General features: G+C 56.2%; 20 protein-coding genes and 1 tRNA gene. 10 read left to right on the forward strand and 11 right to left on the reverse strand.

Annotated features, from left to right (window positions below):
• Positions 1-13: 13 nt before the first annotated feature.
• Positions 14-478: an outer membrane protein assembly factor BamE gene (locus GGE09_RS08300; RefSeq protein ID WP_309745638.1), complete on the reverse strand. Its 465-nt coding sequence runs from the start codon at positions 476-478 to the stop codon at positions 14-16.
• 111 nt (positions 479-589) lie between these two features.
• Between GGE09_RS08300 and GGE09_RS08305 the strand changes: the two genes are divergently transcribed.
• From GGE09_RS08305 to GGE09_RS08340, 8 genes are all read left to right on the forward strand, one after another.
• Complete coding sequence (locus GGE09_RS08305; protein ID WP_309745639.1) at positions 590-1156, forward strand: DUF177 domain-containing protein; 567 nt, start codon at positions 590-592, stop codon at positions 1154-1156.
• Between the two features lie 155 nt (positions 1157-1311).
• Complete coding sequence (rpmF, locus tag GGE09_RS08310; RefSeq protein ID WP_083225535.1) at positions 1312-1518, forward strand: 50S ribosomal protein L32; 207 nt, start codon at positions 1312-1314, stop codon at positions 1516-1518.
• Between the two features lie 26 nt (positions 1519-1544).
• Complete coding sequence (gene plsX / locus GGE09_RS08315; RefSeq protein ID WP_309745640.1) at positions 1545-2651, forward strand: phosphate acyltransferase PlsX; 1107 nt, start codon at positions 1545-1547, stop codon at positions 2649-2651.
• A gap of 21 nt (positions 2652-2672) precedes the next feature.
• On the forward strand, positions 2673-3650 hold the full coding sequence (locus GGE09_RS08320; protein WP_309745641.1) for a beta-ketoacyl-ACP synthase III: 978 nt from the start codon (positions 2673-2675) through the stop codon (positions 3648-3650).
• A gap of 180 nt (positions 3651-3830) precedes the next feature.
• Positions 3831-4133 (forward strand): integration host factor subunit alpha, encoded by a 303-nt coding sequence (ihfA, locus tag GGE09_RS08325; protein WP_309745642.1) that lies wholly within the window; start codon positions 3831-3833, stop codon positions 4131-4133.
• Positions 4134-4148: 15 nt separating this feature from the next.
• Positions 4149-5051 (forward strand): MerR family transcriptional regulator, encoded by a 903-nt coding sequence (locus GGE09_RS08330; RefSeq protein ID WP_309745643.1) that lies wholly within the window; start codon positions 4149-4151, stop codon positions 5049-5051.
• 68 nt (positions 5052-5119) lie between these two features.
• A tRNA-Pro gene (locus GGE09_RS08335) sits at positions 5120-5196 on the forward strand.
• Between the two features lie 222 nt (positions 5197-5418).
• Positions 5419-6498: a 2'-deoxycytidine 5'-triphosphate deaminase gene (locus GGE09_RS08340; RefSeq protein ID WP_309745644.1), complete on the forward strand. Its 1080-nt coding sequence runs from the start codon at positions 5419-5421 to the stop codon at positions 6496-6498.
• A gap of 2 nt (positions 6499-6500) precedes the next feature.
• On the opposite strand, the gene GGE09_RS08345 is transcribed toward GGE09_RS08340, so the two are convergent.
• From GGE09_RS08345 to GGE09_RS08380, 8 genes are all read right to left on the reverse strand, one after another.
• Complete coding sequence (locus tag GGE09_RS08345; protein WP_309745645.1) at positions 6501-7586, reverse strand: NAD(P)/FAD-dependent oxidoreductase; 1086 nt, start codon at positions 7584-7586, stop codon at positions 6501-6503.
• Positions 7586-7840, reverse strand: coding sequence for a hypothetical protein (locus GGE09_RS08350; RefSeq protein ID WP_309745646.1), 255 nt, complete (start codon positions 7838-7840; stop codon positions 7586-7588). The genes GGE09_RS08345 and GGE09_RS08350 overlap by 1 nt, the downstream gene beginning before the upstream one ends.
• A 90-nt stretch (positions 7841-7930) precedes the next feature.
• Entirely contained in the window at positions 7931-8524 is a 594-nt protein-coding gene (gene scpB / locus GGE09_RS08355) for an SMC-Scp complex subunit ScpB (protein ID WP_309745802.1), read from the reverse strand.
• Between the two features lie 59 nt (positions 8525-8583).
• Positions 8584-9393 carry a ScpA family protein gene (locus GGE09_RS08360; protein ID WP_309745647.1) on the reverse strand — a complete coding sequence of 270 codons (810 nt, stop codon included), beginning with the start codon at positions 9391-9393 and terminating at the stop codon, positions 8584-8586.
• Complete coding sequence (gene nagZ / locus GGE09_RS08365; protein ID WP_309745648.1) at positions 9386-10351, reverse strand: beta-N-acetylhexosaminidase; 966 nt, start codon at positions 10349-10351, stop codon at positions 9386-9388. Before nagZ ends, GGE09_RS08360 begins: the two co-directional genes overlap by 8 nt.
• 41 nt (positions 10352-10392) lie before the next feature.
• Positions 10393-11349 carry an SPOR domain-containing protein gene (locus GGE09_RS08370; protein ID WP_309745649.1) on the reverse strand — a complete coding sequence of 319 codons (957 nt, stop codon included), beginning with the start codon at positions 11347-11349 and terminating at the stop codon, positions 10393-10395.
• Between the two features lie 174 nt (positions 11350-11523).
• Entirely contained in the window at positions 11524-13266 is a 1743-nt protein-coding gene (argS, locus tag GGE09_RS08375; RefSeq protein ID WP_309745650.1) for an arginine--tRNA ligase, read from the reverse strand.
• A 54-nt stretch (positions 13267-13320) separates the two neighbouring features.
• The gene (locus tag GGE09_RS08380) at positions 13321-14445 is read right to left on the reverse strand and encodes a deoxyguanosinetriphosphate triphosphohydrolase (protein ID WP_309745651.1); all 1125 of its coding nucleotides are present in this window, start codon (positions 14443-14445) and stop codon (positions 13321-13323) included.
• Positions 14446-14552: 107 nt separating this feature from the next.
• Between GGE09_RS08380 and erpA the strand changes: the two genes are divergently transcribed.
• Positions 14553-14882: an iron-sulfur cluster insertion protein ErpA gene (erpA, locus tag GGE09_RS08385; RefSeq protein ID WP_309745803.1), complete on the forward strand. Its 330-nt coding sequence runs from the start codon at positions 14553-14555 to the stop codon at positions 14880-14882.
• A gap of 119 nt (positions 14883-15001) precedes the next feature.
• Positions 15002-15784, forward strand: a complete 783-nt coding sequence (xth, locus tag GGE09_RS08390) for an exodeoxyribonuclease III (protein ID WP_309745652.1) — start codon at positions 15002-15004, stop codon at positions 15782-15784.
• 358 nt (positions 15785-16142) lie between these two features.
• Here the strand turns inward: xth and GGE09_RS08395 are convergent, their stop codons facing one another.
• Complete coding sequence (locus GGE09_RS08395; RefSeq protein WP_309745653.1) at positions 16143-18800, reverse strand: AAA family ATPase; 2658 nt, start codon at positions 18798-18800, stop codon at positions 16143-16145.
• The gene (locus GGE09_RS08400; protein WP_309745654.1) at positions 18797-19933 is read right to left on the reverse strand and encodes a DNA repair exonuclease; all 1137 of its coding nucleotides are present in this window, start codon (positions 19931-19933) and stop codon (positions 18797-18799) included. Before GGE09_RS08400 ends, GGE09_RS08395 begins: the two co-directional genes overlap by 4 nt.
• Positions 19934-19977: the final 44 nt, after the last annotated feature.

A 19977-nucleotide genomic window follows, 5' to 3' on the forward strand; every position in this document is an offset into this window, starting at 1 on the left:
TTTCAGCAGCGTGTTAACCGTCATCCAACAACTGGCTGGCATTAAAGTTGCCAAAGTTGCCGATCAACTGACGGAAGAAGCTGGTGCCCTGCACGCCACTGTCTGTAACACGGCGGCTAAAGGTGATGACGCGCCCGTCCTCAAGACCAAAACGTTCGATGTTGCTGACCACATCGTTGGAATCAAACGAAACCGCCAGAATAGTCCGCTCAATGGTTTCAGGCTTGTGATAGGTGTAATACTTCACCCGACTGGAAATGTAATACCACGCGCTGTCGGACAGAACCCCTGTGGACGACGGACGCCCGATGGTTTCTTCCACACTGGCCCGCGTGTCTGATCCAACCAGAATATTTCCCAGTTCCTCATCCGCAGGCACAAAGCCGTGGTTCGTGTAGGTTGCCGAACAGGCAGTCATCACAGCAAGGCCGATAACCGCCAGCGACGTTCTGATCTTTTTGGCATGCTTGAATTGCATGTTGCCTGTGCCCCATTTCTTATGTCACTGGCGTGTCATAGCTTGCTCTTGCCCGACAATCAAATATCTTATGGGCCAGAGCAACGCAAATGCGTAAATGTGGGAAGACTGATGGCTAAAATTGATAAATCCAACAAGCGGGTGGAAACGCGGGCCCAACTGCCCGTAGCGGACATGCCCTCGGGGCGGGAAATTTCTTTTGATCTGGTGTTTGACAAAGACCAGTTGCTAGAGGCGCGCGCCAAACTGAACATTCTGGATGTGCAAAAACTGCGGTTCACCGGCAAACTGACCCCGCGCGGCCGCAAGGACTGGGCGCTGGACGGCACCATCGGCGCCTCGGTGACGCAGGCCTGTGTTGTGACGCTGGAACCGGTCAAAACCCGCATCGACAAACCTGTGGCCCGTATCTTTGTGACCCACTGGGAAGAACCCGAAGCTGACAGCGTGGTGGAAATGCCCGAAGACGTGAACGAGGATCCCCTTGGCAGCGAAGTCGATCTGGAAGCCATCGCAATTGAGTCGGTTGCTCTGGCCATGCCAGACTATCCCCGCAGCGCAGATGCGGCGCTGGAAGAGGCCGTTTTCACCGAACCCGGTGTTGCCCCAATGACAGATGAAGCCGCAAAGCCCTTTGCAGGGCTGGCTGCTTTGAAAGAAAAATTGAATAAAGAGTAGAAATCGCAGGAAAAGGGGTTGCGAAGCCACTGTAACTTTGTATTTTCGCGGCTCTTGTATTCAGGCGGTAAATGACGCCTTGTTCTTACGCTGAACAAGGGTTAAATGACCGCGCATCCGGGTAATAAATACCCGCCATATCTTGAGGTTGTGACATGGCTGTCCCACAGAATAAAATCACTCGCTCCCGCCGGGGAAACCGTCGTTCACACGATTCACTGGTTGCTGACAATCCGAATGAATGCCCGAACTGCGGCGAACTGAAACGCCCGCATCACGTTTGTGGCGCATGTGGTCACTATGCTGACCGTGAAGTAGTTGCAGTTGTTGACGACGTCGAAATCGACGAAGACGCAGCCTAAGCAACGTGAGATTGAGCTGATCTGATATGCAAACAAGCGTAACTGTCGGCTCAAAATCTGCTTTAAAAACAGTCATTTCTGTTGATGCAATGGGAGGCGACCTCGGGGTCGCCGTCGTTGTTGATGGCATGGCGCAAGCGGCCAGTGAAGACCCTGGCATATCGTTTATTGTGCATGGCAATCAGGCAGAAATAGACCCGCTGATCAGTCGCAAACCGGCCCTTTCAGGTCGGGTTACTGTGCGGCACGCGGATGGCGTCGTGGACATGCACGACCGCCCAAGCCACGTGATGCGACACGGCAAAGGCACCTCTATGTGGTCTGCCCTTGATGCTGTGCGCGACAAAGAGGCCAGTGTGGCCGTGTCCTGTGGCAACACTGGCGCGCTGATGGCTCTTTCCATGATTCGACTGCGCAAGGCTCCGGGGGTCAAACGTCCGGCAATTGCGATTCTCTGGCCCTCGTTGAACCCGCAGGGATTCAACGTGATGCTGGATGTGGGCGCGGATATTCGCGCCGATGCACAGGATCTTAAGGTTTTCGCCTTAATGGGAGCCTCTTATGCCCATAACGGTTTAGGGCTGGAACGCCCCCGCGTCGGACTGCTGAACGTGGGCACCGAAGACCATAAAGGCCGCCCCGAACTGCACGAAGCCAACGACATCATCGAAGAAGATGCCGAGCAGAACGATTTTGAGTATGTCGGCTTTGTAGAAGGTGGAGACATCCACTCTGACAAAGTAGACGTGATCGTCACTGACGGATTCACCGGCAACATCGCGTTGAAAACCGGTGAAGGCACCGCAGGCCTGATCACTTTGCGCATGCGTGAAGCGTTTAAATTCAACTGGCTCTCGCGCTTTTCCGCCCTTTTCGCCTACCCCAGCCTGCGCCGCTTACAACACCGCATCGACCCGCGCCGCGTCAATGGCGGGGTGTTTCTGGGGCTGAATGGCACCGTGATCAAATCCCACGGTGCTGCAGATGCCACTGGTGTTGCCGCTGCGATCCGCTTGGCGCAACAACTGGCGGAACTGCGCTTCACCGAAAAACTGGCAGCCCGTGTTGCATCCGGCCTACAGAACAGACAAGATACAGAGGAACCCCAAGGCACCAGTGCTGACGGAACCTAAATTACCGGGAAATTCTGACATATGACGACGATCCGATCTGTGGCTATTGGCATTGGGCATTACCTGCCTGAACGTGTTGTTCCAAATGAGGAATTTGCCACCAAACTGGACACGTCAGATGAATGGATTCAATCCCGTTCCGGCATCCAGCGCCGTCATTTCGCCGCCGAAGGCGAAGTGACCTCTGATCTGGCCGTGAATGCCGCCAATGCCGCGCTGACAGACGCAGGGCTGACGGGTGCTGACATTGACGCTATCGTTCTTGCCACCTCGACACCGGACCAGACCTTCCCCTCTACCGCGACCAAAGTGCAACACCGCATCGGCATGACCGGCGGCTTTGCCTTTGACATTCAGGCGGTTTGTGCAGGATTTGCCTTTGCACTGGCCAATGCCGATGCGTTGATTGTTTCGGGCCAGGCCAAGCGTGTGATGGTGATCGGCGCGGAAACCTTCAGCCGCATCATGAACTGGGAAGACCGCACCACATGTGTGCTGTTCGGCGATGGCGCTGGCGCCCTGATTCTCGAGGCCCAAGACGGCACTGGCGACAGTTCGGATCGCGGCATCCTTGCCACCGACCTGAATTCCGACGGGCAATATAATGACCTGCTTTATGTGAACGGCGGGGTCTCTTCGACCCAGTCCACAGGACATCTGGTGATGGAAGGCCGCGAGGTGTTCAAACACGCCGTCGCTAAACTGGCCGCCACCGCAAATGCAGCACTGGCCAAAGCAGAACTGACCCACGAAGACGTAGACTGGGTTGTCCCCCATCAGGCGAATCTGCGGATTATCAAAAGCACAGCCGCCAAGCTGGGCGTGCCGATGGAAAAGGTGGTTGTGACGGTTCAGGACCACGGCAACACCTCTGCGGCATCGATTCCCTTGGCGCTGTCCGTGGCCAAGGAAAAGGGCCTGATCCAAAAAGGTCAGGTTCTGGTCGCCGAGGCCATCGGCGGCGGTCTGGCGTGGGGCGCTGTGGTTCTGCGCTGGTGATTCGCCGCCAAATCCCGCATCTCGCCTGCCAATCAGCCCCTTGATCCACGCCGCGAAACTCTTTGCAGCCAAAGGGGTTTCCCCCAAGTCTTCTTATTTATTTCTTATCTACCAATGCGTTGCAGTTGACAGGTAAATTAGAATTCCAATAGGGTTTGGGGATAGAACAGGGAGACAGTTATGGGCGGTAAGACCTTAACACGCATGGATTTAAGTGAATCAGTATTTCGCGAAGTTGGACTTTCACGCAATGAATCAGCCGATCTGGTTGAAAGCGTGCTGGATAATATCTCTGATGCGCTGGTCGCAGGTGAGAATGTAAAGATTTCTTCATTCGGCACGTTTAGCATTCGGGATAAAACCGAACGGATCGGCCGCAACCCGAAAACCGGCGAAGAGGTGCCAATCCGCCCCCGTCGTGTGTTGACCTTCCGGCCCTCCCATTTGATGAAGGACCGTGTGGCCAACGGCAACAAGTCCTAAAGGGACCAAATTTAGATGAGCAAATCCCCAGACGCGTTTCGCACCATTTCAGAAGTCTCTGAATGGCTTGATACGCCCACCTATGTGTTGCGGTTCTGGGAGAGCCGCTTTCCCCAGATCAAACCGGTAAAACGGGCTGGCGGACGGCGGTATTACCGCCCTGAAGACATGATGCTTCTGGGGGGCATTAAAAAGCTGCTGCATTTTGAAGAGCTGACCATCAAGGCCGCGAAATCCCTGTTGAAAGACAAAGGCGTCAAGCATGTGATGGACCTGTCACCGGATCTGAACACTCCCGTGGTGACGCCCCCATCAGCAGCAGATGCAGCAGATAAAGCCGATATCGCAAAAATGGTTCAGGCCGCCCCGTCCGAAAAACCTAAACCCAAAGTCGAAGTGCGGGTGGTGAAGCGGGCAAAGCAGGCCGAAGACGATCCCATTGCAGCCGAAGAAACTGCACCTTCCCCCGAGGAGACGCCGGTGATTATAGCAGATGACCCCAAGGCAGAGGCACCAGACGAACTGGCTGCGGATGCCGCCGAAACCGCCGTTGAACCAGAAAAGCCGCAAAACGAAGCGGATCAATCTACGGATGACCAGCCTAAACCTATGGCCGCAGATGAAGCCGTGGATGCAGCCCCTGCCCTAGCTCCCGCAGCACTGGCCAAAGCCGAAGAAGCCGACCGCCAAGCCGCCGCACAAGAAGCCGCCGAAGCCAAAGCCGCCTCAGACGAAGAGGCCAATAGCTGGGCCGGACTGGTTCCCGATATGGTGATGAATGCGCCTTTCCGAATCGGAATGGCCAGCGATTACGATGCGGAAACCCTTAGCGAAATCGAAATGCTCTATTACAGCCTGCGCATGGCACGCAACGGAATGCGCCGCTCGATTGCCCAGCAAGAGAAACGGGCCAGTTAAAGCGTTCAAAAGGGTGCAGTTCTGACTTGCAGAGCTGCCGCCAAACCCTTACATGAACGCCAGAGTGTCGGGCTATAGCGCAGCTTGGTAGCGCGTTCGTCTGGGGGACGAGAGGTCGCAGGTTCGAATCCTGCTAGCCCGACCACTAACCCCCTAACAATCCAGAGCATGCTACAATCCACAGGGGTTCATCCCCCCTGCCGCGTCGATTATTACTGCAAAAATCGCGCAGCGCCCCCAAAGCGACTCTTTTTGGGTCAAATATCCAAATCCGAACATCCCCAAGACCACATAGTTGGCATTTTCTAGGTGCGGATCTGCGCAAAATACGGCATAAGCCCGTGAAACTTTGGGATAAGAGGCCGTTATGACAACACAGGGCGTAGTTTCCAGCCAGGGCATCGCGCAGATGCTGGCACGTGGCGAAATTCAAACAGAACTTGCGCCAGTTGTCGGGCAAATTCAGCCTGCCTCCCTTGATTTGCGCTTGGGCACTAAGGCCTGGCGGGTGCGGGCCTCTTTCCTGTCGGGTTCGGATGGCACGGTGGCAGAACGGCTCGATCATTTCAAAATGCATGAAATTGACCTGAGCAATGGCGCGGTTCTGGAAAAAGGCTGCGTTTATGTGGTGCCTTTGATGGAATCCCTGAACCTGCCGCAGAATATTAACGCTGTTGCAAACGCCAAAAGCTCTACCGGCCGGCTGGATCTCTTCACCCGCTGCATCACCGATCGCGGGATCGAATTTGACCGGATCGAACGGGGCTATTCCGGCCCGCTTTATGCCGAAATCAGCCCGCGCAGTTTTTCCGTTCTGGTGCGCCCGGGAATGCGGCTGAATCAGATCAGGTTTCGCCAAGGCAAATCGGTTCTATCTGACGACGCGCTGGCGGCTTTACACGAAGAAATCGGGCTGGTGGATGGTATCGCGCAGATTGATGGCGGCTTGGGGTTCTCGGTGGATTTGAACGGGGATGAAAGCGGTCTGGTGGGCTACCGCGCCAAGCCGCATACAGGGCTGATCGACCTTGATCTGATCAACCACTATGACCCTGCCGAGTTCTGGGAACCTGTGACCACCAAAACCGGCGGCATCATTCTGGATCCCGGCGCGTTTTACATTTTGGTCAGCCGAGAAGCCGTCCACATTCCGCCAAACTGCGCCGCTGAAATGGCCCCCTACCTTGCCATGGTGGGTGAATTCCGCGTGCATTACGCGGGGTTCTTTGATCCTGGATTTGGCCATTCCGCGGCAGGCGGCACAGGATCGCGCGGTGTTTTGGAAGTACGCTGCCACGAGGCTCCTTTTGCGCTGGAACACGGGCAAAGCGTTGGGCGGTTGGTATATGAACACATGTCAGAAGTACCGGATGTTCTGTACGGCGCGGACCTGAAATCCAATTATCAAGGACAGGGTCTAAAACTGTCCAAACACTTCCGCATGTAGCCTTAAAGCCCGAGAATACCGCGGACAATGGCGCGGTGAATCGGGGGAAAGCACCCTGCCAGATTGAGTCCGGCCAATAGACCACGCCGCAGCAACAGGTTCTGCGACGTCGCGATCCGACGCCCCCGCTCGCTTAGGGTTAAGACGGCTTTGCCTTCGGCGTGGCGGGCAGCGTGATAGCCTTCCAAACCGCCTGCCACAAACCGCCCCGCCAGATCAGCAGCATCTGCAATGCCCAGATTCATCCCCCGCCCGCCCACGGGCGAATGGCAATGGGCCGCGTCCCCCGCCAGAAACACCCTGCCCTGCTGGTAGTGCGTCACTTGGCGCACCGAAATGGTAAATGTCGCCTCGCGGTGCAGTGTGGTAACGGTCATCGGTACTGGCAGCGCGGCCAAAGCATCAGCCTGATTGGCAATCACACGGAACCGGTTTGCTGCTAAAGGCACGACGATAGCGACCTTGCCTTGTTCCAATAGAAAGCCCTGAAAACAATTAGGATTAGGCCAATCGGTTGCATCCACATCGGCGATGGACCACTCTTCGGGCAGGTCGATGCCATTAAACGCAATACCCAGACCGCTGCGCACCGCTGAACGGGTGCCGTCGCAGCCGATCACATAATCATAGCTGTGCGGCGCGTCGTTGATGCTGGCGTTTACAGCGGCCTCCGTCTGGGTGATCTGTGTCAGCTCGCAACCGAACTGAACGGTGCCACCCAATTGGTGAAACCTGTCGCGCAAAACAGCCTCTGTCTGATCCTGCGCCAATGCAAACAGACGGTGGTTTTCTTCTGGCAGAACATCGAGGCGCAGGTCTACGGCGGAATTAGCCTGATTGTGAAAGATGACCCGCTCTACCGCAATTGCCTGTTGCAGGATTTGATCCGCTACACCCGCACGTTCAAAGATTGCAATGGATCGTGGCAACACCCCCACAGCGCGGGACAGATTGGACGGGGTTGCGGATTTTTCGATCACATCCGCTAGAATACCTTGGCGTGCCAGTTCAACTGCTGCGGTCAAACCAGTCGGACCCGCGCCAACAATCAGAATACGCGGCGTGCTTTCAGGCAGACCGCGCGCCATCACATACGGTCAATCGGGTCGTTTTGGCGTCTTTTCTTTTCGGCTTGTTTGCGAGCCAGTTTCTTTTGGCGTTTGAATTCCAGAAACTCTGCCTCTTCCTCGGCAGACAATTGCGGGCGGCTGGGCGGAGGGGCTGCACGGTTGCTGCCTTTGCCCATACCGCGCGTCATGCCGATGCCCTTGCTGATGCCCGCATTGATGCCGCGCCGCATAATCAAGCGGATGATCATATTGATGATCTGGTTCATATTCATGTCTTGGCTCCTGCCAGCTAACGGCTTTGCGTTTTAATATAGCCTGAACGTAAAGGAATTCCAAATGCCACGGCATTTGGCCTGTCGGGATTATTCGAACATATCGTCCTGATTGTCCGCCCCGCCCTCGTCTTCATTTTGCAGCGGTGCCGTGCCGGGTGGCGGGCGATTGTCCAGCAAGCCAGCATCCCGCAGTTCTTTGACGCCGGGCAAATCCCGTGCGTTTTCAAGGCCAAAGTGATCCAGAAAGCTCTGTGTCACAATAAAGGTCACGGGCCGCCCCGGCGTCATGCGGCGGCGCCCCAGTTTGATCCAGTCCAGTTCCATCAACATATCAATCGTCCCCGAGGACACCGAAACACCGCGAATTTCCTCAATCTCGGCACGGGTGACAGGCTGATGATAGGCAATGATTGCCAGCGTTTCAATGGCTGCACGGCTCAGTTTGCGGATCTCGACCTGCTCTTTTTGCATCAGGAACCCAAGATCGGGCGCGGTGCGAAAAGCCCAGCCATCGCCCACGCGCACCAGATTGATGCCACGCCCTTCATAGCGTTTGCGCAGATGTACCATGGCCTCGGACACGTCCGATCCGTGGGGCAAACGGTTTTCGATTTGCAGCTTGGTTTGGGGGTCGCTTGTGGCAAACAGGATGGCCTCGATCATGCGTTCCTGTTCGGCCATTGGCGGGGCTTCGAACAGGCTTTCGGTGATGTTGGCGGGTTGTTCTGGTTTGCTGTCGCTCACCGATCCACCTCACGTTTACGCAGTTGGATCGGGGCGAATGTTTCGGATTGGCGAATTTCCAGCACGCCAGCCTTTACCAGTTCTAACGAGGCCGCAAAGGTCGCCGCCGTGGCAGAGCGGCGTTTTTTACCGTCAACCGTCCACCCGTCAGGCAGGAATTGTGACAGGTCAGCCCAGTCAATTGCATGCCCCATCAGGGATTTCATCCGTTCCAACGCCTGTTCCATAGTCAGCACGCGATCCCGCTCCGCGAAATGCAGCGGCGCGAAACTGTCTTTGGTTTTCAGCCGTGCATAGGCCTGCATGAGGTCCAGAACAGTGGCCTTATAGACGATCTTTTTCTTCACGCTGACATCTTGGGAAATGCCACGGGCAAAAAAATCGCGACCCAATTGATCCCGCGCCATCAATCGCGCGGCAGAGCGGCGCATGGCCTCAAGCCGTTCCAACTGAAAGGCCAGATGCGCGGCCAGTTCTTCGCCGGACGGGCCTTCTTCTTCGGGGTCGGCAGGCAACAGCAGGCGGGATTTCAAGAAGGCCAGCCAAGCCGCCATCACCAGATAATCCGCCGCCAGTTCAATGCGCAGCTTTTTCGCCTCGTCCACAAATTTCAGATATTGCTCTGCCAGTGCCAGCACAGAAATCTTGCGCAGGTCCACCTTTTGGGTGCGGGCAAGGGTCAGCAACAAATCCAGCGGGCCTTCATAACCGTCCACGTCAATCAGCAAAGCCTCAGAGGCGATCCGCGCCTCGGTGGTTTCAAAATCGTCGGCCTGTTGGCTTTGGGCTGGAATTTGTTCAGTCATTGGCAGCGTCTTTCATCACCTGAGCAAGCGCATCCTCGGCTTGGGCAAAATCAAACGGCTCGGGGGGCTGGCGCAGGACCAAGGCAGCCTCTGCGCGGGCCGCCGCCGCGGCTGTCAGCCGTGGAACCTCCGACAGGATCGGGTCCATTTCGGCGCGTTCGCCGTTGCAATGCAATACCATGTCACAGCCCGCAGACAGGGCCGCTGCCGCCCGTTCGGCAAAGCTGCCAGACAGGGCCTTCATCGACAGATCATCCGTCATCAACAAGCCGCCAAAGCCTATGTCATTGCGGATCAGATCAATCACCGCAGGCGACAGGGTGGCGCAGTTTTCAGGATCAATCGCGGAATAGATGATATGGGCCGTCATCGCCATCGGCAGGTCCGACAGGCGCGAAAAGGGCACAAAATCAGAACTTTGCAACTGTGCCAGCGGGGTATCGAGATGTGGTAAGTCGTGGTGGCTGTCCAGTGACGCGCGCCCGTGACCCGGAATATGTTTGATGATTGGCAGCACACCACCTGCAAGCTGGCCTTCTGCCAAGGCACGCCCGTTGACAGCGACAGTTTCAGGATCAAAGCCATAGCAGCGGTTCAGGATGATCGCGTGGCTGTCCTTGGTCGCCACATCCAGCATCGGGGCGCAGTTCACATCAACCCCCACCGCTTTCAATTCCGCCGCAATCATCCGCCCCCGCAGGTGCATTACTTGCGCCGCGTTACCCCCTGCCGCTGTGCAAAAATCCAGTGCCGTGTCCCATTCCCGCCAATGGGGCGGGCGAAAACGGGCAACGCGCCCGCCTTCCTGGTCAATCAGGATCGGCGCATCGCGGCCCACGGAATCACGTAGTTCACTGGTCAGGGCGCGAACTTGATCTGGCGTTTCAATATTGCGGGCAAAGATGATGAACCCCCAAGGATCGGCATCCCTGAAAAAGGCAGATTCATCTGGCGACAAGCGCGGGCCGAGGCATCCGAATATGCACGCCCGCGCCGCCATTAACGAGAGGTCACTGGGATACAGGGTGTGCCAACCGCCAACAAAGCCGAACACAGCGCACGGGATTCATCAAGCGAGTCAAACCCCGCCGCGCGCAGACGATAGAACTGCCGCCCCCCCGATTTCGCCGCAATCACCAGACGTTTTTTATCGTCCAGCAGGTGGTTGTGTTTCGCCAATAGCTTTACCCATTCCGATTTGGCCAGATCCGCGCTGTCATAAGCGCCAAGCTGGATCAAACGGGTGCCCGCAGGAACACTGTCCACCGATTCAAAATCTGGCTCTGCGTCCGGCTGTGCTGATGTAGGCTGCACGCTGGTGATTTCTGTAGACAGATCATTGGGGCGGTTTTGCGGGCGTTTCGACGCGCTGGGGGAATATTCAGTGCCGCTGATATTATTGCGCGGGATCGTGTCCGGATCCACATTTGCCAGCGCCTGTTGCGCGACTTTTTCGGCGACTTCATCTGCGATTTCAAGCGCGTCGAGGTCTTCTTCGCTGTTGATAACGCTGTCTTCTTCGGGCGCCTCTGCGATTTCTTCGACCTGCGCGCGGGTGTCTTCATCCGACATGGCGGAAACCTGTGTGGATTTATCGGCCATGCTGGTGGGCTGGTCATTTTCAGCCAGCTGCGCGGGTGCAGGTGCCAAAACAACCGAGTCTGACGGGGCTGCAACGCCGCCTTCGGATTGCACGGAATTTACCGCCAACCCCTGATGGGACGCTTGCGAACCACCCGGATCAACCGGGGCCACACGGGACGGTCCGACCATGGCGCGAATAATCGGCACATCATGGGGGTCGCGGGTGCCAAGGCTGACGGTCCAATAAACAAAACCGGCGATCACAGCCACCGACAGGCTGGCAATCCCCCAGTTTACTGCGGTTCTCACAACGCCTAAACCGCCGCCCTCTGCGCCAGCTTTGGTTTTAGACTCCGTCTTCTTATTGGACATCAGGTTCGCCTCTTTACTCGCACACAATATATCGTGTGTCTGACTGCTCCAACCCCAAAATAAGCGGTTTTTCCGCCTTTTATCTGCATTCCGAGGTTTTTTTGTAACAACTTTCAAACCAAAATGGCTTGATGCCTGCTGTTTTTATGTTTTTGATCCTGCGGAACGCCCGAATTACATTTCTGTCATCGGGGTCACGCCCAGAATACCAAGACCGGCGGATAAAACAACCGAAACGGCGCGGATCAGCGCAATTTTAGACAGGGACAGATCGGTGTTATCCGCCTGCCAAAAGCGCAATTGCGGTTCGGCTTTGCCCAGATTGTGCAGGGAATGGTATTCCGCCGCCAGTTCATAAAGGTAGAACGAAACCCGGTGTGGTTCATTGTGCTTGGCCGCCAGTTCCAGCAAACGGGGCCATTCCGCCAGTTTACGGGCCAGCGCCAGCTCGGCGGGGTGGGTATTGGCGGTCAAATCCGCTGCTTCCAAAACCCCGTCAGCGGTATCAACACCTGCCTCATTTGCCTTGCGCATGACCGACGAAATCCGCGCATTTGCGTATTGCACATAAAACACAGGGTTTTCTTTGGATTGTTCCAGAACCTTGTCGAAATCAAAGTCCAACGGCGCATCCTGTTTGCGGGTCAGCATGTGGAAACGGGTCACATCGGGGCCAACCTGTTCAACCACATCGCGCAGGGTAATAAACGTCCCTGCCCGTTTGGACATCTTAAACGGCTCGCCGTTTTTGAACAGTTTCACCAGTTGGGTCAGTTTGATATCGACCGAAACCTTGCCGTCAGACAGCGCAGATACCGCTGCCTTCATCCGCTTCACATAGCCGCCGTGGTCTGCGCCGAAAATATCAATCAACGCATCAAAGCCACGGGTAATCTTATCATAGTGATAGGCAATATCCGGTGCGAAATAGGTCCATGCCCCGTCGGATTTCATCACAGGGCGGTCCACGTCATCGCCATGCGCAGTGGATTTGAACAGGGTTTGTTCCCGTGGCTCCCAATCGTCGGGCAATTTGCCTTTTGGCGGCTCAAGCACGCCTTCATAGATCAGCCCCTTGTCTTTCAACGAGTTGATCGCAGCCTCAATCCGCCCTGTGCCATATAGGGATTTTTCGGAATAAAACACGTCCATTTCGATGTTCAGGGATTTCAGATCGGCGCGGATCATATCCATCATCGCCGCGGTGCCGAATTCGCGCAGCTCTTCCAGCCATTCGGATTCAGGCTTGCCCACCAGACTGTCGCCGTATTTTTCCTTCAGCGCCTGCCCCACGGGGATCAGATAATCGCCGGGGTAAGTGCCATCTTCAAAAGCAACCTCTTGGCCGTTGGCTTCAAGATAACGCAGATAAGCAGAACGAGCGAGCACATCCACCTGCGCCCCGCCATCGTTAATGTAATATTCGCGGGTGACGTCAAAGCCTGCAAAATCCAGCAGGCTGGCCAGCGCATCGCCAAACACAGCGCCCCGTGTGTGGCCCACATGCAACGGACCTGTGGGGTTGGCGGAAACATATTCCACATTCACCTTTTTGCCCTGCCCCATGTCAGAGCGGCCGAAATCAACCCCCGCCTTTAACGCAAGCGGAACAATCGCTGTCCAGCAGGCCGGGTCCAGCGTCAGGTTCAGGAACCCCGGTCCCGCAACATCCGCCGCTGTGATCCGGTCATCTGCCAACAGCTTGGTCGCCAGTGCTTCGGCAATATCACGTGGGTTGGATTTGGCAGGTTTGGCCAGCACCATCGCCGCATTGGTTGCCATATCCCCGTGCAGCGCATCGCGGGGCGGTTCCACCGCAACATTGGTGAAATCCAGATCAGCCGGAAGCACGCCTTCGGATTGAAGGGCATTCAGGCTGTCGAGCACAAGTATTCTGATATCGGCAAATAGGTTCATAGCGCTTTCCTAGTAGATAAAACGCGGTTTAGCAGTTTGGCGTGGCGGGTCAACTCACCCGAACGCGCCTTTATGCAATTTCAGCGCGAAACGGTCGGTCATTCCAGACACATAATCCGCCACCAGACGGGCGCGGGCGAAATCATCGCTGTAGGGTGTCCAGCCTTCTGGCAACAGTTCGGGATTGTCCATAAAGCGGTGGAACAGATCGCGCAGAACGCTGGTCATTTCCTCGCGTACTTCCAGCACATCAGGATGGCGGTACATATTGGCGTATAGAAATTGGCGAATGGCGTTCAGGCCTGACAGCAGATCATCCGAAAAGGCGATGACGGGATGGCCAAGGGCGCGAATATCCTGCGCGCTTTGCGCCCCTGATTTATCCAGCCAGATTTTGCTTTCGGTTAACACATCTTCCACCATCAGACCAAAAACTCGGCGCAAGGCCTCGTGGCGGCGGCGGTCGGGATCAAGGTTGGGGTATTTCTTGTCCACTTCGGCAAAACAGGGTTTGACCAAAGGCAGATGCAAAATATCGTCAATTTGAAACAACCCAGCCCGCAACCCGTCATCCAGATCGTGATTGTTATAGGCGATGTCATCCGACAGCGCGGCGACCTGCGCTTCAGCACTGGCGTGGGTATACAGTTCCAGATCGTGTTTGGCGTTATATTCCGCCAGCGCAAAAGGGATGTCGCCCAAAACGGGACCATTGTGTTTGGCGATGCCTTCGAGACATTCCCACGTCAGGTTCAACCCGTCGAATTCCGCATAATGCCGTTCCAAGTCTGTAACAATTTTAATGGCTTGGGCGTTGTGATCAAAGCCCCCAAATGGCGCCATACATTCGTCAAGCGCATCTTCCCCTGCGTGACCAAACGGCGTGTGACCCAGATCATGGGCCAGTGCCACTGCCTCGGTCAGCTCTACGTTCAGCCCTAACGCGCCGGAAATCGTGCGTGCCACTTGTCCCACCTCAATGGAATGGGTCAGCCGTGTGCGGTTGTGATCGCCTTCATGTTCGACAAAAACCTGCGTTTTGTGTTTTAACCGCCGAAACGCGGTGGAATGGATGATCCGGTCCCGATCCCGCTGAAAGGCCGAGCGATGGGCCGAGTGCCCCTCATCCACAAGACGACCACGGCTTAGCGCCGGATTACTGGCGTATTTCGCTAACATTTATGTGTGGCCCCGATATTACCTGTGTCTTATCCTTGATGCTGCGCGCATCAAAGCCTATGTTTAGGGAAACCTTACACGATTGATGTGGACGTTAACAGATGGACTTGTCCCTGCCCCCCAAAGTAACCGACCGCGCCTTTGACCGACTTGCGGAAATCAACGATGGCGCCACAGCGACCCAATGCTTGCGCATCGCCGTTGAAGGCGGCGGCTGTTCCGGCTTTCAATATGAAATCAAACTGGAAGATACCGCCGCCGACGATGATCTGGTGTTGGAAAAGAACGGCCAAAAGGTGCTGGTCGACAGTATTTCCCTACCGTTTCTGACCAATGCCGTGATTGATTTCTCCCAAGAACTGATCGGCGCGCGGTTTGTGATCGAAAACCCCAACGCCAGCAGCTCTTGTGGCTGCGGCACCTCGTTTAGCATGTAAACGAACTGTCTGTGTGCCTGTGGCGGTACGCGCCATGGGCAGCGGATAACCTGTCGATTAGCCTTGTCCTTTACCCCGATTGCCGCGATATTTGCGCGGCAACGGAAGGACCAGACCCCATGAAAATCGCCAGCTTCAATATCAACGGGATCAAAGCACGCCTGCCCGCCCTTTTGCAGTGGCTGGAAGAGACAAAACCCGACGTGGCCCTGTTGCAGGAAATCAAATCGGTGGATGAAAACTTCCCCTGTGAACCGATCGAGGATTTGGGCTACACCGTTGAAACCCATGGGCAGAAATCCTTCAACGGGGTGGCGATCCTGTCCAAACTGCCGCTGGAAGACATCACACGCGGCCTGCCCGGTGATGATACCGACGAACAAGCCCGCTGGATTGAAGCAACCGTTATTGGCGATAAAACCGCCGTGCGGGTCTGCGGTTTGTACCTGCCCAACGGTAACCCGGCACCCGGGCCGAAATACGACTATAAACTGGGCTGGATGGAACGTCTGCACGCCCGCGCTCAAGAGCTGATGGCCGCTGAAGAACCCGCGCTGATGGCGGGGGATTATAACGTGATCCCCCAGCCCGAAGACTGTTGGGACGTGAAACCCTGGCTTGAAGACGCCCTGTTCCTGCCCCAATCCCGCGCGGCCTTTGAGCGGGTGAAAAACCTCGGCTTTACAGAAGCATTGCGCGCCCGCAATCAAGCCCCGATGACCTATACCTTTTGGGATTATCAGGCGGGCCGCTGGAACAAAAACCACGGCATCCGCATCGACCACTTCTTACTGACCCCCCAATGCGCCGACCTGCTGACAGACTGCCAGATCGACCGCGAGACCCGCGGACGGGAAAAACCCAGCGACCACGTGCCAATTTGGGTAGAGCTAGACGCCTAAAAGAAACCCCCATCAGGTTTTCAAATTGGTGTGATGATTATGATGCGATCCTGCGCTTACTGCTCTGATCAATCCATCGGCTGAAAGGGCGCGTGTTTGGCCGGTAAAAGATCATACATCGGTGGACTCTACGCCTTTTACATCACTGACAGAGCGGTCTGCGGCCTGTGCTCCCATAAAATCACAGAGGGTTGGGGGCCGCGATTAGGACAATATTTTCGCTTTATTCAAGACATAAACGGACTGGACCCGTTGGACAGCCAAGCGATTCTGACCCGCCCGATCTTGACCGCAAAATTTGTTAGTATTCGAAGTATGGTGCGCGACAAAACAAAGCCACACCTAAATCGCGGCTAAGTCAGGCGATCGGTGCCACCGTCACGTCGGGCCGCTCTCCGCCCAGTTTGGCGAAGGCCATCTGGCGGCAGGAAAAGACGATGACTTGCTGATCCGCGGCAACACGGTGCAGCGCCGTGAACATTTTCACGATGCGATCGTCGTCGGAATAGACCAGCGCATCGTCCAGAATAATCGGCATGGCGTGGCCTTGGCTGGCGAAAAGCCGGGCAAAGGCCAGCCGTGTCAGGATCGCGATTTGCTCTTGAGTGCCGCCGCTCAACTCTTCCAGGTCTTCTTGCTGGCCACTGCGGGCCAACCCGTCTGGCAACAGGCGTTCGGGATTGAAATTCAGCGCGGCGTCTTCGTGCAGAATGGACAAAAGCGGCTGTAATTCCCGTTGAACCGGCTCGAAATAAACCTCTCGGGCTTGGGTGCGGCGGCCTTCAAGTTCGCGCACCAACAGGTTCAGCGCGGCGACCTCTCGGCTGTAACGACCTTCGCGGGCGCGTGCCATATCCAACTGGCCACGAGTTTCAGTCAGGGCCTCTTCGACACCGTCTTCGGCGCGGGCGCGGATTTTTGCATTGGTTTCGACCAGTTGGCTTTGAAGGGAACGAATACGCTTTTCTGCCTGTTCCACAACGGTTTCAGCGCGTTTTAAATCCGCCTTCGTCGTGTCCAAATCCGGTGCATTTGCGGTCAGGCCTTCCAATACCTCCGCTGCATCTTTTAGGGAAATTTCGCAAACACTGACCTGACGGGCGGCTGCATCGCGTCGCTCTGGAAAGGTTTCAACATCACCGTAAACCCCTTTTGCCTGCGCCAATGTAGCCTCTGCCGTGGCCAATTCAGCGCGGGTTTGTGCATATGTTTCGCGCAAGCGCCCCAAATTATCGCGGTTGCGATCATATCGGGTGCGCGCAAGCCCTGCGGCGTCATCCGCAATCGCGAGCGCTGTCGTCATTTCGGCCAGATCAACCGGCTCGGCTGAAACATCGCTATCTTGGTCCCCCGCCGTGGCACGGGCCTGCGCAAGAGCGCCCCGCAACGCATCCAGCCCTTCTGGTACGACCGTATCAATCACCCCTTTTGCCAGCTCCACCTGATGTTCTGCATCCCGTCGCGCGGCATAGGCCTGATGCGCCCGATCAAGGGAAACAACCTGCGCCGCAGCCAAGGCGATATCCAGCGCTGCCTGCGCCTTTTCCACCGCTTTACGGCCCGAATCTTCATCAGCGCGGGCACCTGGGTCTACCGTCAGGCGACCAATCCCCGGTAAAGCAATTTCCTGCTTGGAATAAACCGGAATCGGGGTGTTTTCAGACAGTTCCCCGCCGCCCAAAGATATACGCGCCGCGCTGTCATAAATCACCGACAGGGTGACGTTTTGCGCATCAGCTGTGGCTTTGGCCTGTTGCAATTGCCCGTGGCTGCGAGTGATTTTATCCAGCACTTCCTGCGTGATCGCCATGCCAGCCAATCGCGCTTGTGCCTCTTCCAATTTTTCGCGGTGTTTTTCCGCCTTTTCAAGCCGTTGTGCTAGACGAGCGACTTCATCACGGGCGTTGCGCCCCAGCTCCGCCAGCTGCGCGGCATCCCGTTGCGCGCGCAGGTCTTGCAAGGCCTTCAGCGCCACCGTCAAATCCGCCTGCGCCACTTGCTCTTCGGCTTTTGCAGCCGCAACATCAGCGTCTTGTTCCTGAAGCTGGCTGCGCAGTTTTGCTTCAGCATCGGCGGCTTGTTTCAAAGCCTCTGCGGCTTTTAACAAATCATTCAAGCCTTTGACGGCATTGGTATGTTGCAGGGATTTCAGATCGAAATCCCTTTTCGCACCAGTGCATTTATCCGCATGAGCCAAGGCATGTGCGTGGGTTTCACGGGCTTGTTCCAAAGCTGCCTGCCGCTCTTCTTTGGCTGCGACCTGACCCCAGTTTTTCAGCTCTGCTTCTGTGGTTTTGCGATCGCTCAATGCTTTGGATAACTCCTTGCACTTTGCATCCAGTTCGGCTTCGCGGGCTTCCAAAGCCATGATTTCCTTTTGTTCGGCGTCCCACGGGCCATGGGCCTTGGCTTTGCCGCTGGCTGTGGCCAGTTTCGCCAGTTCCTCTCGGCAGCGGGCCAAGACGCGGTCCATCCGCCGCCCGCCTGTTACCCTGTCAATTTCCCCCGCCACCGAAGACAGTAAATCCCGCCGTGCGCCCAGCAGTTTTTCCTTTTCCGTTTTATCCGCCCCCGCTGTGCCCGCGGGTTCCAGCGCCGTGGTGCCCTGCCGCACCCACAACAGCCCTGCCGGGCCTTCAAGGCCGCGATCCATCAGCGCGGCGATCCATTTTTCCGCCTCGTCATCCTGCGCAATCAGTGTCCCGTTGTCGGCACGGCTGACCGTGGCGCGTTTTTGTGCGAGAAAGGATTTCTCGATCACAAAACGCCCTGTTTCAGTTTCCAATTCGGCCTGAACCCGCACCGCACCGCCTGATCTGGGTTGCAGGGATTTCACCTCTTTGCCTGCCGTGCTGTATTTCACAAAAAACAAGGCATGGAGCGCGTCAAAAAAGGTGGATTTACCGAATTCATTGGCTTCGGAAATGACGGTGACACCATCGCCGATGCCGCTGATTGTGGCTGTCTGTCCGCCGAATTTGCGCACATTGGTAAGGGTCAGGGAACGTAGTTTCATGAATTTTCCGCCGCAAAGGAAAACAACATAGAAAGTGCGTTTTCTGCAATTTCTTGTTCTTCCGCTGAAAGCACCGGATCCTGTGATCGCTCGGCCAGACTTTGCCCTGCGGATCGCAGCGCGCCTGCTGTGTCGATCGCATCCAAATCTGCAGTATCATGGGTCATTCGAAGGTGCGTCAGGTGTTGTTCCAGTGATAGAAAATCCGGTTCGATCTGGGCAATCGCCTGTTGCAGCTTGGTCTTATCTTGTAAACCGATCCGCCCTGTCGCTGCGATTTTAGCAATCGTGTCACGGCGTTTCGTCAGTTCTGGCAGGTTTTGGTTCAACTGGCCAACGCAGTCATCTTCAGGCATTAAATCAAGGGTCAGGCTAAGCCAGTCGATCTGCCCTGTTGTCGGAGTAGCCACCTCTGGCAGCGCTCTTGGTCCGTTCAGGCTGACCAAATTCGCGCTGGCCTGCTTCTGGTGTTTAAAACTGTCCCTTTCGGGGCTGCCTGAAAACCACGTCCGTTTACCAACTTCAATTTGCCCGTGCCAGTCGCCCAGCGCCAGATAATCCAGCCCTGATCGTTCGGCCCTATCTGGCGGAATGATTGCCGCGCCACCGTCCTCGGACAAGGTTGCCTCGCCGCCGGAAAAATCAGTGATACCGCCGTGACCCAGCCCGATGCGCAGCGCACCTTCAGAGGTCGGTTGGTCCATATCCTCGGTCAAATCCCGCCCCGGATTGCGCGTTGTACAGGGGGTCGACAGCACAAAAACACCCGTGCTGATCTTTAACGGCTCTGGCGTCAGCGCCAGTGTCACGTTGTTCGGTTTGTCCTGTAAAATGGTACGCCATAACTCGCTTGCGGCAAGGGAATCGTGGTTGCCCGGCATGATGACCCATTTCAGATCATTCGCCCGTGCGATTTCGTTCAGCGCTTGGCGCACCACGCTGGGCGCCGGGGTTTCCGCATCAAACGTATCCCCCGCCAGCAAAACCACCGAGGCCCCGCCGTTGCGCGCAGCCTGTGCAAGGCGGCCAATCACATCATGGCGCGCCTGTTTTAAGCGGCCGCGAACGTCTTCGGGAAAGCGTCCAAAGGGTTTACCAAGGTGCAGGTCAGAGGAATGTAAAAAGCGGATCATAGGGCGGCCTGCACTGGGATTTGCGCCAAGAAAAGGCTTTTAGA

Source organism: Roseobacter sp. N2S (assembly GCF_031454055.1).
Taxonomy (GTDB): domain Bacteria; phylum Pseudomonadota; class Alphaproteobacteria; order Rhodobacterales; family Rhodobacteraceae; genus Amylibacter.

What these genes read in the sequence shown, in the direction of transcription:
- GGE09_RS08300 (WP_309745638.1), bottom strand. Translation starts at nt 478, where the DNA reads ATGCAATTCAAGCATGCCAAAAAGATCAGAACGTCGCTGGCGGTTATC.
- GGE09_RS08305 (WP_309745639.1), top strand. Translation starts at nt 590, where the DNA reads ATGGCTAAAATTGATAAATCCAACAAGCGGGTGGAAACGCGGGCCCAA.
- rpmF (WP_083225535.1), top strand. Translation starts at nt 1,312, where the DNA reads ATGGCTGTCCCACAGAATAAAATCACTCGCTCCCGCCGGGGAAACCGT.
- plsX (WP_309745640.1), top strand. Translation starts at nt 1,545, where the DNA reads ATGCAAACAAGCGTAACTGTCGGCTCAAAATCTGCTTTAAAAACAGTC.
- GGE09_RS08320 (WP_309745641.1), top strand. Translation starts at nt 2,673, where the DNA reads ATGACGACGATCCGATCTGTGGCTATTGGCATTGGGCATTACCTGCCT.
- ihfA (WP_309745642.1), top strand. Translation starts at nt 3,831, where the DNA reads ATGGGCGGTAAGACCTTAACACGCATGGATTTAAGTGAATCAGTATTT.
- GGE09_RS08330 (WP_309745643.1), top strand. Translation starts at nt 4,149, where the DNA reads ATGAGCAAATCCCCAGACGCGTTTCGCACCATTTCAGAAGTCTCTGAA.
- GGE09_RS08340 (WP_309745644.1), top strand. Translation starts at nt 5,419, where the DNA reads ATGACAACACAGGGCGTAGTTTCCAGCCAGGGCATCGCGCAGATGCTG.
- GGE09_RS08345 (WP_309745645.1), bottom strand. Translation starts at nt 7,586, where the DNA reads ATGGCGCGCGGTCTGCCTGAAAGCACGCCGCGTATTCTGATTGTTGGC.
- GGE09_RS08350 (WP_309745646.1), bottom strand. Translation starts at nt 7,840, where the DNA reads ATGAATATGAACCAGATCATCAATATGATCATCCGCTTGATTATGCGG.
- scpB (WP_309745802.1), bottom strand. Translation starts at nt 8,524, where the DNA reads ATGGCCGAACAGGAACGCATGATCGAGGCCATCCTGTTTGCCACAAGC.
- GGE09_RS08360 (WP_309745647.1), bottom strand. Translation starts at nt 9,393, where the DNA reads ATGACTGAACAAATTCCAGCCCAAAGCCAACAGGCCGACGATTTTGAA.
- GGE09_RS08370 (WP_309745649.1), bottom strand. Translation starts at nt 11,349, where the DNA reads ATGTCCAATAAGAAGACGGAGTCTAAAACCAAAGCTGGCGCAGAGGGC.
- argS (WP_309745650.1), bottom strand. Translation starts at nt 13,266, where the DNA reads ATGAACCTATTTGCCGATATCAGAATACTTGTGCTCGACAGCCTGAAT.
- GGE09_RS08380 (WP_309745651.1), bottom strand. Translation starts at nt 14,445, where the DNA reads ATGTTAGCGAAATACGCCAGTAATCCGGCGCTAAGCCGTGGTCGTCTT.
- xth (WP_309745652.1), top strand. Translation starts at nt 15,002, where the DNA reads ATGAAAATCGCCAGCTTCAATATCAACGGGATCAAAGCACGCCTGCCC.
- GGE09_RS08395 (WP_309745653.1), bottom strand. Translation starts at nt 18,800, where the DNA reads ATGAAACTACGTTCCCTGACCCTTACCAATGTGCGCAAATTCGGCGGA.
- GGE09_RS08400 (WP_309745654.1), bottom strand. Translation starts at nt 19,933, where the DNA reads ATGATCCGCTTTTTACATTCCTCTGACCTGCACCTTGGTAAACCCTTT.